This is a genomic window from Bdellovibrio svalbardensis (genome assembly GCF_029531655.1).
Classification (GTDB): Bacteria; Bdellovibrionota; Bdellovibrionia; order Bdellovibrionales; family Bdellovibrionaceae; genus Bdellovibrio; species Bdellovibrio svalbardensis.
The window spans coordinates 898,518-912,037 of the sequence record NZ_JANRMI010000001.1 but is presented as its reverse complement, the minus strand read 5'-3'; the positions used below and the strand labels follow the sequence as shown (position 1 = coordinate 912,037).

General features: G+C 46.6%; 9 protein-coding genes. 7 read left to right on the top strand and 2 right to left on the bottom strand.

Features of this window, described 5'->3' with window-relative positions; translation table 11 throughout:
* Positions 1-74: 74 nt before the first annotated feature.
* The 7 genes from NWE73_RS04305 (at position 75) to NWE73_RS04275 (ending at position 10,167) form a co-directional block, all read left to right on the top strand.
* Complete coding sequence (locus NWE73_RS04305) at positions 75-2,114, top strand: M3 family metallopeptidase (protein ID WP_277577050.1); 2,040 nt, start codon at positions 75-77, stop codon at positions 2,112-2,114.
* Positions 2,114-3,058: an NAD(+)/NADH kinase gene (locus NWE73_RS04300; protein WP_277577049.1), complete on the top strand. Its 945-nt coding sequence runs from the start codon at positions 2,114-2,116 to the stop codon at positions 3,056-3,058. Before NWE73_RS04305 ends, NWE73_RS04300 begins: the two co-directional genes overlap by 1 nt.
* A 2-nt stretch (positions 3,059-3,060) precedes the next feature.
* Positions 3,061-4,755 carry a DNA repair protein RecN gene (recN, locus tag NWE73_RS04295; protein WP_277577048.1) on the top strand — a complete coding sequence of 565 codons (1,695 nt, stop codon included), beginning with the start codon at positions 3,061-3,063 and terminating at the stop codon, positions 4,753-4,755.
* Between the two features lie 92 nt (positions 4,756-4,847).
* Positions 4,848-5,789, top strand: a complete 942-nt coding sequence (locus tag NWE73_RS04290; RefSeq protein ID WP_277577047.1) for an NmrA family NAD(P)-binding protein — start codon at positions 4,848-4,850, stop codon at positions 5,787-5,789.
* Between the two features lie 59 nt (positions 5,790-5,848).
* A complete protein-coding gene (locus NWE73_RS04285; RefSeq protein ID WP_277577046.1) occupies positions 5,849-6,364 on the top strand; it encodes a hypothetical protein in 516 nt (171 codons plus the stop codon).
* Positions 6,361-8,013, top strand: coding sequence for a hypothetical protein (locus NWE73_RS04280; protein ID WP_277577045.1), 1,653 nt, complete (start codon positions 6,361-6,363; stop codon positions 8,011-8,013). Before NWE73_RS04285 ends, NWE73_RS04280 begins: the two co-directional genes overlap by 4 nt.
* A 108-nt stretch (positions 8,014-8,121) precedes the next feature.
* Positions 8,122-10,167: a S9 family peptidase gene (locus NWE73_RS04275; RefSeq protein ID WP_277577044.1), complete on the top strand. Its 2,046-nt coding sequence runs from the start codon at positions 8,122-8,124 to the stop codon at positions 10,165-10,167.
* Between the two features lie 46 nt (positions 10,168-10,213).
* On the opposite strand, the gene acnA is transcribed toward NWE73_RS04275, so the two are convergent.
* Together acnA and NWE73_RS04265 are read right to left on the bottom strand one after the other, a co-directional pair.
* Complete coding sequence (gene acnA, locus NWE73_RS04270) at positions 10,214-12,892, bottom strand: aconitate hydratase AcnA (protein ID WP_277577043.1); 2,679 nt, start codon at positions 12,890-12,892, stop codon at positions 10,214-10,216.
* Positions 12,893-12,909: 17 nt separating this feature from the next.
* Positions 12,910-13,458, bottom strand: a complete 549-nt coding sequence (locus NWE73_RS04265) for an NUDIX domain-containing protein (RefSeq protein WP_277577042.1) — start codon at positions 13,456-13,458, stop codon at positions 12,910-12,912.
* Positions 13,459-13,520: the final 62 nt, after the last annotated feature.

Here is a 13,520-nt window from a genome sequence, read left to right as displayed (position 1 = left end):
TCAGGCCTTTATTTTCGGGTCGATTCGAGAGATAAAAACTTGGTGTTTTCCCTCTAACAAAGTGGAGTCTCTCTATGTCCTCTAACAATCCCTTTTTGACAAAATTTACTGGTAAAGACGAAGCAGTTCCTTTCGATCAAATCAAAGTTGAGCACTACCTTCCGGCCCTGGAAGAAGCGATCAAAATCGCTAAAGAGAACGTCGCAAAAATCAAAGCCAATACCGCGGCTCCAGATTTTGAAAATACTATTGTCGCACTTGAATCTGCCTCTGAGTTGGCGGAAAAAATCGCTCTCACTTACGGCAATCTTGAAGTGGCGAATGCCGATGAAGCTTTGCAGGCTTTGGCCAAAGATATCTATCCAAAGTTGACGGCACTTTCTTCTGACATCTCGTTGGATCCAGAAATCTTCGCCCGTGTAAAATCTGTTTACGACAATCGCGCTTCGTTTAAATTGAACGGCGAACAAAATCGTTTGTTGGAAAAATCTTATCTTTCTTTTGCTCGTAACGGTGCTTTGCTTTCTGCTACGGACAAAGACAAGCTTCGTCAGATTGACCTGGATCTTTCCGTCTTGGGACCGAAGTATTCTGAGAACGTTTTGAAAGCGACCAATGCCTTTGAAATGTATTTGGATAAAAAAGAGGATCTTGAAGGTCTGCCTGAGGGCGCTCTTGAAGCGGCAGCGGCGATGGCTGAAGCCAAAGGTAAAAAGGGCCAATGGCTTTTCAATTTGCAAATCCCTTCTTATCTTCCTTTCATGACTTATGCGAAGTCTCGCCCCCTTCGTGAGAAAATGTGGAGAGCCTATTCTTCACGTGCTTTCAAAGGCGAATTCGACAACCAAGAGTTGGTGAAGAAGATTGTCACTTTGCGTGCAGAGCGCGCGAAACTTTTGGGTTTCAAAACTCATGCGGACTTCGTTCTTGCTGAACGTATGGCGCAAAATCCTTTAACGGTTTTCGATTTCTTGCAAAAGCTTTTGACGGCTTCTCGCGAGGCGGGAAAACGTGATGTGGCAGAAGTACAAAGCTTCGCACAGCAACTTGATGGCTTGACGGATTTGAAACCTTGGGACTTTGGCTATTACTCTGAAAAATTGAAGGAAGACAAATACGCTTTCAATGAAGAAGATCTTCGTCCTTACTTCAAACTTGAAAATGTGGTTGAAGGTGTTTTCACCCACGCGAAAAAACTTTATGGCCTGACTTTCAAAGAAAACAAAGACATCCCGGTCTATCACCCGGAAGTGAAGGCTTACGAGGTCTTCGAAGAAAAGTCCGGTAAGTACATGGGCTTGTTCTATACAGACTTCTTCCCTCGCGAAACGAAAAAAGGTGGCGCGTGGATGACTCAGTTCCGCAATCAAGGTTTGAGCGAAGGTGTTTTGAAGCGCCCTCATGTCAGCATTGTTTGTAACTTCACGAAGCCGACTCCAACCAAGCCTTCCCTTTTGACTTACGATGAAGTGCGCACATTGTTCCATGAGTTCGGTCACGCTTTGCACGGAATGCTTTCTGATTGCACTTATCAATCATTGAGCGGACCTAACGTTTACTGGGACTTCGTTGAGCTTCCTTCTCAGATTATGGAAAACTGGGTTGGCGAAAAAGAAGGCTTGGATTTGTTCGCTCGTCATTACGAAACCAATGAACCGATGCCGGCTGAGTTGATTCACAAATTGAAAGCTTCGCAAAAGTTCCAAGCGGGCTATATGTCTTGCCGTCAGATCCAATTTGGTTTGATGGATATGGCATGGCACACGGCGGATCCTTCATTGATCAAAGACGTCGACGCTTTTGAAGAGCAAGCGACGGCCGACACCCGTCTATTCGCTAAAGTGGATGGCGCAAATTCTTCAGTTAGCTTCAGCCACATTTTTGCTGGAGGCTATTCAGCAGGATATTACTCTTACAAATGGGCGGAAGTTTTGGACGCTGATGCCTTTGAGTATTTCAAAGAAAAAGGCTTGTTCGATCCAGAGGTCGCTCAGAAGTTTAAAGAAAACATCTTGAGCCGCGGTGGAACGGAGCACCCAATGGAACTTTACAAAAAGTTCCGTGGCCGTGAACCAGATCCAAAAGCATTGCTTAGAAGAGATGGATTGATTTAATGATGAAGGTGGCAACGACGACAGCGAAAAAAATGACTGCGGCTACTGAAAAGAAAACCGCAGCTACAAATCGCTTACAACTTCCGGAAAAAAGTGCGATTGCTTTGGTCTACCGTATCGAGACAGCCAAAGCCGTCAGCCTGGCTAAAAAAGTCGCAGAGTTTTTAAAAGCCAAAGGCCACGAGGTCTTCACTGGTCCCGATCAAAAACTGGTCCCGGGAACCAAGGCGGCAAAAACGAAGAAACAACTCGACAGCTTGAAACTTGTCATCGTTCTTGGTGGCGATGGAACTTACCTGCGTGCCGTTCGTATTCTTGAAGGTCGCAGCGTTCCGATCATTGGTTTCAACATGGGTTCTTTGGGATTCCTCACGGCTCACAGTGCGGATAGCACTTTTGATATCATTGAAGAAGCTCTTGCTGGAAAAATGGAGCTTCGTCCCCGTTCTATGATTTTCGCGAAGGTTTTGCGCAAAGGTAAAACGCGCGGCGAATACCATGCTTTGAATGATATCGTGATCGAAAGAGGCTCGATGTCTCAATTGATCAACACATCGATTTATTCTGATAAATTTTTAGTGAGCGAAGTGAAGGCCGACGGCTTTATCGTGTCCAGCCCTTCAGGCTCCACGGCCTACAATCTGGCTGCCGGTGGTCCGATTCTTCATCCTGAATCCCCTGTGTTTGTGGTCACCCCGGTGGCTCCGCACAGTTTGACCTCTCGTCCGTTGATTGTTCCTGACAATAGCACTCTGTCATTCAAATTGGATGGCCGAACTATGAAGGCTCATTTTATTGTCGACGGTATGAAAGTAACGGAGTTGTCGGCGGATGACGAAGTTGTGCTCACTCGTTCTTGCTATGACCACTGGATGGTACGCCAGGCAGATCATAACTACTTTACCCTTTTACGTGAAAAATTGAAATTCGGCGATCGGAGTTAAGCATGTTGCTCGAACTTAAAGTTTCAAATTTTGCTATCATCGAAAACCTGCATATCACTTTTAAAGATGGCTTGAACATCCTTTCTGGTGAAACAGGCGCAGGTAAATCTGTTCTCTTGAAAAGCTTGTCACTTCTTATGGGCGGCAAAGGTTCGAGCGACACTATTCGCACCGGTGCGACTCAAGCGACCATTGAGGGCTCTTTTGATTTGAGTAAGCGTCCTGACGTTATGACGGCCTTGAAAGACATGGGTATTGAGGCTGACGAAGACATCCTGATTGTCCGCCGTGTTCTAAGTGCTGGTGACAAATCAAAAATCTATCTCAATGGCAGCTTAAGCACTTTGGGCAGCTTGCGCGATGTCGTGGCTCCATTGGTCGAACTTGCAGGTCACTCGGCTCCCCTCATCGAAATGACGGGACAGCATGAGAATCGCAATTTGATGTCCAAAGCTTACCATATGGATCTTTTGGATCAATATGCAGGAACTTGGGACAAGCGCCTGTTGTTCACTGAAAAATACAATCGCTACCATGCGATCTTTGAAGAGATCAAAAAGCTTGAAAGCGACGCCAAACAAAAAGCTCAGCGTTTGGATTTCCTCATCTATCAACGCGATGAGATCGCAAACTTGGATCTGTCCCCTGGCGAGGACCAAGAACTGGAAATCGAAGTGAAGAAGTTGAAAAACTCTTCGCGCATTGGGGCCTTCGCGGATTCCGCCGAAGCGGCTTTGTACACCGATGATGATTCTGCGATCAGCCGTTTGAACGTGGTTCTAAAAAGAGGCGCGGAACTAGCCAGCCTCGATCCGCAAATTGCGGCGAAACTGGAAAACCTGGAACAAGCCAAAGCTTTGATCGACGAAAGCGTTTATGAGCTTCGCCAATATGCTTCGAAAATTGATGCCGACCCGCAACGCCTTGAAGAGGTGGAAGGTCGTTTGAGTGAATTGCGTAAGTTGCAGAAGAAATATGGCACCAACGTCAATGACATCCTTAAAGCCTTGATGGAAATGGAAATTGAAATTTCCAACCTGCAAAATTCCGACGTCAAAGTGGAATCTTTGAAAAAAGAGGCTGCGGTTTTATTGAAGGAACTCGAAACCTTGGGCACAGATCTTCACAAACGCCGCATGAAGGGCGCAGATCTTCTGGCTGACAGTGTCGGCGCCGAGCTTTTGGATTTGAACATGAAAGGTGTCACCTTCCATGTGAATATCGAAAAGACCACTGAGCTAACCTCAACAGGCATGAGTGATGTTGAGTTCTTGAGTCAAACCTCTGCGAAAGACGTGAAACGTCCTTTGGCAAAGTTTGCCTCTGGGGGCGAGCTGAGCCGTATCCTTCTTTCTTTGAAGCGTGTCGTGGGCTCTAGCAATCAACCGCGCACTTATCTTTTCGACGAAGTTGATACGGGTGTTTCTGGTGAGACCGCTGAAAAAGTGGGAAGAAAGCTCAAGACTATTGGCAAAGGACAACAAGTGATCTGTGTCACGCATCTGCCGCAAGTCGCAGCCTTCGGTGACGCTCACTTCTTCATCCAAAAATCACCGCAGAAGGACTCTGTGGCGATGCTTGTGTCAGAACTCAAACAAAAAGACCGTGTTCAAGAAATTGCCCGTCTTATCAGTGGTGAGAAGATCTCAAAAACATCTCTCGCCCATGCTGAACAACTGTTGGTGGAAGCGAAGTAGTCGCTTTTTCTTAAACAATTGTAAGTACGAAGCCTCCTCGTTCTAGCCTTAACATTGATTGTACAAGGCTATTTAAACTGGGAGGCTTTTTTATGATCTTCGTGATGGGAGCAACTGGCCATATTGGCTCTAAAATCGTGAATCACTTGCTTGAAAACGGCCAACAGGTTCGCTGTCTTGCCCGTCACTTTCCGGACAAGGATGCCTTTGAAGGTGCGGAACTGATTGAAGGCGACGCCAATGATGTTGCGACAGTCACCGATTCAATGAGGCATTGCACTGCTGCTTTCACACTCATTCCTCCCAACCTGACCACGGAAGAGCTTCGCTTCACACAAAATAAAATTGGCGAAGTCATTGCTGAAGGCATCGAAGAAAGTGGCATCAAAAAAGTAGTCAATCTTAGCAGTATTGGCGCCGATCTGAACAAAGGCACCGGCCCGGTCCTGGGTTTGCATGACCAGGAGGAACGCCTGAACGAAATCACTCATGCCGATATCATCCACTTGCGCCCCGCCTTCTTTATGGAAAATTTGATGAGCGGGATTCCTTCCATCATCTCTATGAACCGTTACTTCGGCACAGTCCCCGGAGAAGCTCCAATTGATATGGTAGCTACCGCAGATATTGCGGCACGAGCAGCCTTCTTACTTATGAATCCCACCTTCACGGGACGCAATGTCGAGTATGTTTTGGGGCAAAGAACTTTGACCTTCAATGAGGCGATACGCGCTTTGGGGATGGCCGTTGAAAAGCCAGATATCGAGTATATCGAGGTGCCCGATAAAGAAATGCTCAACTATATGATCGGTGCGGGCCTCTCTCGCAACGTCGCCGAGGCCATGAATGAGCTGTCACGGGCAACCAGCAATGGCACTCTCAACGCCACGACGACCCGAGATAAAATCAACACCACGAAAACCTCGATCGAAGAGTTTGCACGCACAACCTTCAAAGAGGCCTATTTGGCGGCCATGGAGTCAGAGAAATCAAAACGCTCTCGTCCATCTCCAGGCACGGAAGCCCGCATGTAGGGCTCCTTTAGGACAAAGGTCTAGTACATCTCCGGCGGGGTCTTTCCGATAAGACCCCAATGAGATTTTCACTCTTGCTCGCACTTCTATTTTCATTCTCTATCTGCCACGGCGTAGCTGCGCCTACAAAAAATTCCAGTGCGGCTGCCTTGAAGGAGCTCATCCTCCCGGCGAGTTTGCAAAAAGTTCTTTTCGGTAAAACCACCCAAGACGAAATCCTCAAATCTTTAGGCAAACCAAAACAAAAGTCCTCGAACAAATCCGTCGAGATCCTGTACTACAATCTGACAGGAAAAGACTTCGACACGACAGTTGCTTTCAAGAACAAGAAGCTCTTGTACATCGTTTACTCCCCGTCTTCTCCACAAGTCACTTTCAAACATCTGGGCCAATGGATCACGACAGAGGATCTCATGAAGGTGGCCAAGACCATGAGTGCGAAGGTTTCCAACGAAAAAGGCCGTGAAATTCAAATCGAGAAAAGAAATCTGGGGACTTCCTTCATCTTCACTGACAACCGTGACATGACTTTGAAATCTGTCACGGTTTGGAAGGAAGGCGAGGCCGCTCCTTGAAGTTGATTTTCATCGTCGCTTCCTTATTCTTGGGCTTTTTCGCGCAGGCTGATCAAACCTGTGCTCTGCGGAAGTCCAACATTCACGCTCTGCGAGCCGTGCATGAGCATCTCGAACTTGCTTGGTGGGCCGCCTCTCCTGACCAAGTTTGGAATGCGCCTTGTAAGTCGCACCAGCCTCCGAGTGAAGACACTATGTTGGACTATCTCGACAATGGGGATAGCAAAAAGATTTCGACGACAGTAAATGGCATTAGCTTTAAAGATGAAGATCCGGCGATGATTCAGCTCTTTCGAGATCTGAATACCTATGACTACAGCATGAAGGACAAGCCTCCATTGGCGTTTAACTCCAAGTGCGATAAAGTTCTTTGCGCTGCCAAAGAGATATTTGGCGACAAAGAAGGTTTGCAGCTTTTGTACATGCTAAAGCGCCACGGCTTCAATGGATCGGCTTTACGCACGAAAAATGCCTCTAGCTGGAAAGCCAATGAACTTGATGATGTTCTTACAGCCCTCGGCGACTATCCGGATTCTCTTTATCCAATTCAATACAATCGAAAACTCAGCCACTTCACTCGCGGTATGAGCTATCATTCAGATCCGGATGCGGTCATTGCAAATTCGGTGATGGAAGTTTTCGACAGTTGGAACAAGATGACTCAGCCAGAACGGCAGCAGACATTTTTGCATGAACTGGGTCATGTCATCGCTCAACAGAAGAATCTGGATTCGTCTGCTGAATGGTACAAACTTGCTGGTTGGACAGAAAAAGTCAGTCAAAAGAATGGGAGTCGTTTTGTCGAATACGAACAAACCGACAAGTCTCATTCAGTGTCTGAGTATGCGCAAACAAATCCCTCTGAGGATTTTGCCGAGACTGTTGTTGCCTATCGATTTGACGGTGCCAACATGAAGCAAAAGCATCCCGATAAATATGCTTATATCAAAGAGCATGTTTTCGACGGCAAAGAGTATCTGGATGCGAAATCTTGCACCTCATCTCTAACAAAAACAGAACAAATCAAACAAGCCAACGATGCCTCGTATGCGAATGCCCTGGCTTACGTGAAGACCCACCCCATGACATCTTTCGCAGATGATCAAATTGTGGAAGATGCTCAGACACGTTGTCTGGACTCCATGATGAAAGCTCTGGCTCATGAAATTTCTGAAACAGAGACCTGCACCACCCGCGCCCTCAAGGAAATTCAACTTTCCAAGGCCGCAAAAGCTCAGGGAGTGTCGCTAGACACCTCTCTTTTGAGTGAAAAACAACTGAATCAAATCGGTATTACAGAGGGTGGGGGCCGCGCTTTCAATCAAATGGTCCGTGTCAAATTCAGCAATGACCTTGTCAACAATATTGGCCAGGATAAGCGCAACCCCTTGGTCAGCTCTTATCTTAGACGTGCCAAAGACCCAGAATCTGGCTGCAAGGATTGGGCTTTTATGTCCGTCGCCGACATTAGACAATCCCCCCTGGCTGCTAACTTAGTGAAAGATGATCACTACTATTTCTTTCAAAACAACCGTCGGCAAAATATGGAAGCATTTATGCAGAAGTCCTGCCTCGATGCTTTCAAGAGTGCCAGCGCGGGGGCCTCTTCCTTTCGTTTAACTCTTTCAATTCTGAAAAACATGCCTTAGGTTGCTCTTAGATACGCACAGCAACTTGTTTCGGTCTGATGAAGAACTTAACCTAGAGGAATGAAAAATTTCTTCATACTTTCCATTTGCCTTCTTCAAGCCTCGTGCATGCACAACTTTCCTCAAGATTATCCTCATCCTGAAAAAAGCCCCCATCGGATGCAAAAACACGGGGATGTTCGCCAAGATGACTATTTCTGGCTGCGTGAACGCGAAAATGCCAAAGTCGTCGACTACCTAAAAAAGGAAAATGACTACACCACACGCGTGATGGCACCGGTCAAAGATCTGCAAGAGAGAATCTTTCAGGAGCTCAAATCCAGAGTCAAAGAAGATGAGTCCTCTGTGCCCGTCCGATATGCTGGCTACTATTACTACGGTCGCTACGAAAAAGGTCAGCAATATCCATTATACGCCCGGAAAAAATCCTCACTCGAAAGCAAAGAAGAAATTCTTCTCAATGTCCCAGAGCTGGCGAAGGCTCACAAGTTCTATCAGACTACCGGCCCAATGATGAGTCCCAACCAAAACATCATGGCCTTTGCACAAGATACCGTCGGAAGACGCTTTTTCGATATTCAATTTAAAGATTTGAGCACGGGCCAGCTTCTGCCCGACAAAATTAAGAGCGTTAGTTCCAACCTGGTTTGGGCAAATGACAATGAAACTGTATTCTTTACAGAACAACATCCCGAAACTTTAAGAACTGATAAAATCTACCGCTACAATCTGAAAACTCATAAGAAAGAGCTCATCTACTTTGAGAAGGATGAAACATTCTCCGTCAGTGTCTATAAATCTCTTTCAGAAAAATTCATCTATATTGGCTCTTACAGCACCCTGACCACAGAGGTGCAATATCTGCCGGCAGATAAACCCTTCGATAAGTTCAAAGTCATCTCGCAGCGGGAACGAGGTCACGAATACGCGGTTACCGACGGGATGGATCGATTCTATATCGTCACAAATAAGAATGCGAAAAACTTTAAACTGATAACCACAGATCTAAAACACACGGAATCAAGGTATTGGAAAGACCTCATTCCCCATCGCCCCGACACCTATTTGCAGGATGTGGCGGTTTTCAAAAACCATTTGGTTCTGGATGAAAGAAAAAACGGTCTAACACAGATTCAGATCACAGATCGAGAAGGTAAAAACTCTTTCTATATTCCTTTTGCAGATCAAAGCTTCTTGGCCGGTGTCGGCGACAATCGGGAATATGATTCCGAGCTGTTGCGATTTGAATATGAATCCATGCGCCTGCCACCGTCGATCTATGACATCAACATGATCACCCACAAGCAGGAGTTAAAGAAGACTCATGAAGTTCCCAATTTCAATCCGGAACTTTACAAAACCGAACGCATCTTTATCACTGCGCGGGATGGCACCTCTGTTCCCGTTTCAATGATCATGAGGAAAGACTTCCAAGCTGACGGCAAAGCGCCTCTTTTAATTTATGGCTATGGATCTTACGGAGCCAATATGGATCCATGGTTTAGCTCGGATGTATTTAGCTTGGTGGATCGTGGGTTTGTCTATGCAAAAGCTCATATCCGAGGCGGCTCCGAAATGGGTCGTGATTGGTATGATCAGGGGCGTACACTTCATAAGAAAAACACCTTCTATGACTTTATTGACTGCACTGAGGCCTTGGTGAAGAAAAAGTTTGCCGATCCAAAACGTCTTTATGCAATGGGTGGCAGCGCCGGAGGTCTTCTGATCGGGGCCGTCATGAACATACGTCCTGAGCTTTACAATGGTGTCGTCGCACAAGTTCCATTTGTAGATGTCATCACGACTATGCTTGATGAGACTATTCCCCTGACTACGGGCGAATACGATGAATGGGGCAACCCCAACGAAAAGATTTACTATGACTACATTCGAACCTACTCGCCTTACGACAACGTTGTCGATGCCAGGTATCCCAATGTCTTGGTGACGACAGGACTTCACGACTCTCAAGTTCAATATTGGGAACCAGCGAAATGGGTACCCAAACTTCGTGAACACAATAAATCAAAATCTGTTATTCTATTAAAGACCGACTTGGAATCCGGTCACGGTGGTGCCTCTGGCCGCTTCGATCAACTGAAAGAGTCTGCGACAGAGTACGCCTTCATTTTAATGGTTGATGGATTTAGATAGTTGTCTCTGAGAAAATTAAAAGGAGCTCATTCGAGCTCCTTTTTTATTACATCAATTTTCTTAGTACGTAAGGAAGAATCCCGCCATTTTTGTAGTAGTCCAGCTCCACGATCGTATCAATGCGCGAACGCGCTTTGATATTTTCCTTGGCCCCGTCGCTTCGGGTGATTGTCACCGTCAACTCCTCCTGAGGCTTCATGGTCTCAATACCTTGAATATCAAAAGTCTCGCTTCCATCTAAGCCTATGGACTTGCGATCCATTCCGCCAATGAACTGCAACGGAAGAACTCCCATGCCGATCAAATTCGACCGGTGAATTCGTTCGAAGCTTTCTGCGATGACCGCCTTCACACCCAAAAGATTTGTCCCCTTCGCCGCCCAGTCGCGAGATGAGCCCGTGCCATATTCTTTTCCAGCGACCACCACCAACGGAGTGCGTGAATCATGATACATCATCGCGGCATCGTAAATCGCCATAGTTTCACCAGTTGGCACATACTTGGTCATTCCACCTTCAATACCCGAAAGCATTTCATTCTTAATTCGAATATTCGCAAAAGTCCCACGCACCATCACCTCGTCATTACCACGGCGAGATCCGTAAGAATTGAAATCGTTAGGCTGCACACCTTTACTCATTAAGTACTTTCCAGCCGGAGAATCTTTTTTGATACTTCCCGCCGGAGAAATATGATCGGTCGTGATCGAATCACCCAGAATGGCCAGCACTCTCGCGCCATGGATTCCCTTAAGAGCCGTCGGGGTTTTGCCCATGCCATGGAAATAGGGAGGATTCTTGATATAGGTGCTTTCATCCCAAGTGTAAGTTTGCGAAGACGTCGTCTTAATTTTTTTCCAATCCTCAGTGCCTTCAAAGACATTTCCATAACGAGTTTGGAACTGGCGTACTTCCACCGCCTGATTGACGGCCTCTTGAATTTCTTGATTGCTGGGCCAGATGTCTTTCAAATAAACCGCTTGGCCATTTTCGTCTTCACCCAAAGAGTCTTTACTGATATCCACCAACATACTTCCAGCAATGGCATGAGCCACCACCAACATCGGTGAAGCCAAGTAGTTGGCCTTGACGCTTGGATTAATACGGCCTTCGAAGTTGCGATTTCCAGACAATACAGAAGCGACAACCAGATTTCCCTTTTCCACCGCATTGGCAATAGGCAAAGGCAAAGGACCGGAGTTCCCAATACAAGTCGTGCAACCATACCCCACCAGATTGAACCCTAAATAATCGAGATACTTCTGCACCCCCGATTTTTCAAGATAGTCCGTCACAACCTGCGAGCCCGGCGCCAGAGATGTTTTTACCCAAGGCTTCACCTTTAAACCACGCTCCACGGCTTTTTTGGCTACTAATCCCGCCCCAATCATCACAGAGGGATTGGAAGTATTGGTGCAACTGGTGATTGCTGCAATCACCACATCGCCGTGCCCTACTTTATAGGATTCCCCCTCGACAGTATGGGCGGAAGCTTCTTTCGACGCATTTTCTTCAGTGACTTGAAAGCCCGCTACAAGTTGTTTTTGGAAGTCGTGTTTAGCATCTGCAAGCAGGACTCGATCTTGCGGACGTTTCGGCCCAGCCAAAGATGGTACAACTTCAGAAAGATTTAATTTCAAAGTGTCCTGGAATGCAAAGTGCTCTTCATCCTCTGAACGCCACATTCCTGTGGCCTTCGCATAGGTTTCGACAATCGCCAGTGTTTCGGCATCACGACCTGAAAGCTTCAAATACTTCATGGTCTCTTCATCGACAGGAAAAAATCCGCAAGTGGCTCCGTACTCGGGCGCCATATTGGCGATGGTCGCGCGATCTGCCAATGACAAACCTTTCAATCCAGGACCATAGAATTCCACGAACTTGCCGACGACGCCTTTTTTTCTAAGCATTTGCGTGACCGTTAAAACCAAGTCCGTGGCGGTTGCACCTTCATGCAGCTTTCCCTCTAGGCGGAAACCAATTACTTCGGGAATCAACATGCTCAGTGGTTGCCCCAGCATCACGGCTTCGGCTTCGATGCCACCAACCCCCCAGCCTAATACGGACAAGCCGTTGATCATCGTGGTATGACTGTCAGTCCCCACTAAAGTATCTGGAAATGCATATTCTCCGTGATGGCCTTTGGCATGCCAGACTGTTTTGCCCAGATATTCCAAATTCACCTGATGGCAAATACCCGTCCCCGGAGGAACCACCTTGAAATTACGAAACGCACTCTGCCCCCATTTCAGGAAAACATAGCGTTCATGATTTCTTTCAAATTCCATTTTTACGTTTTCATCAAAGGATGTGGGCTTGGCAAAAGAGTCCACCATCACAGAGTGATCTATGACCAGATCGACCGGCACCAGAGGATTTATTTTCGTGGGGTCCCCGCCTAAGGATTTCATCGCATCTCGCATCGCCGCGAGGTCGACCACGGCTGGAACTCCGGTAAAGTCTTGCATCAAAACGCGCGCGGGAAAGAAAGAGATTTCACGAGACAAAGACTCTTTGCTCAAGCTAAGCAAAGAATCGATATCTTCTTTTGTTACGTGAACTCCATCTTCATGGCGGAGTAGATTTTCAAGAAGCACGCGCAAGGAAATCGGCAGCTTTTTGAGATTTGGATGAGAAATCTTCTGTTGATTGAAGATCGTGTACTCTTTGGAACCAATTTTAATATTTTCTTTTGTCTTGAAACTGTTTTTTGACTGAACCAGCATGAGAGGGTCCTCCCCGCTCAATTCCACTCTCCACGAAGGAACTTATCAAGCCAAAAGGCGGCGATTTGGGTTTTCACATCACTGACTTTTCCCTCTTGCACTAATTGCATTAAATCTTTGGGATCCACTTCCGTGACCTCCAAAAATTCTCCGTGATCGAGCTTCTGTTCAACATGAGTCAAATCCTTCGCCAGATACAAATCAATATGCTCATCGGAATAGCCAATAACTGGATGTATCGTCGTCAGGAACTTCCAGTCTTTAGCTTCATAGCCAGTCTCTTCCATCAACTCTCTGCGAGCTGTCACCAGACTGTCTTCCCCTTTATCGCGCTTCCCGGCTGGAAACTCCAAGAAAACCTGTTTCAAGGCATGCCGATACTGATGAACCATTACGACTTTGCCATTTGGTAATATTGGGATCATCAAAGCCGCCCCCGGATGCTTTATGTACTCTCGTACATAAGTTCTTCCATCAGGTGCCTGGACTTCGTCTTGTTCAATTTTTAAATAACGGCCTTTAAAGATTTGTCGCGAGGAGAGGATTTTTTCAAACAGATGCTTCATGACAACAGGTTCTCACAGGGACCGTCTTTTGTCGCATTTTTACTGGCCAGGCGAAAGAGGGT

Coding starts and splice junctions, on each gene's coding strand:
- NWE73_RS04305 (WP_277577050.1), top strand. CDS start 75: ATGTCCTCTAACAATCCCTTTTTGACAAAATTTACTGGTAAAGACGAA.
- NWE73_RS04300 (WP_277577049.1), top strand. CDS start 2,114: ATGATGAAGGTGGCAACGACGACAGCGAAAAAAATGACTGCGGCTACT.
- recN (WP_277577048.1), top strand. CDS start 3,061: ATGTTGCTCGAACTTAAAGTTTCAAATTTTGCTATCATCGAAAACCTG.
- NWE73_RS04290 (WP_277577047.1), top strand. CDS start 4,848: ATGATCTTCGTGATGGGAGCAACTGGCCATATTGGCTCTAAAATCGTG.
- NWE73_RS04285 (WP_277577046.1), top strand. CDS start 5,849: ATGAGATTTTCACTCTTGCTCGCACTTCTATTTTCATTCTCTATCTGC.
- NWE73_RS04275 (WP_277577044.1), top strand. CDS start 8,122: ATGCACAACTTTCCTCAAGATTATCCTCATCCTGAAAAAAGCCCCCAT.
- acnA (WP_277577043.1), bottom strand. CDS start 12,892: ATGCTGGTTCAGTCAAAAAACAGTTTCAAGACAAAAGAAAATATTAAA.
- NWE73_RS04265 (WP_277577042.1), bottom strand. CDS start 13,458: ATGAAGCATCTGTTTGAAAAAATCCTCTCCTCGCGACAAATCTTTAAA.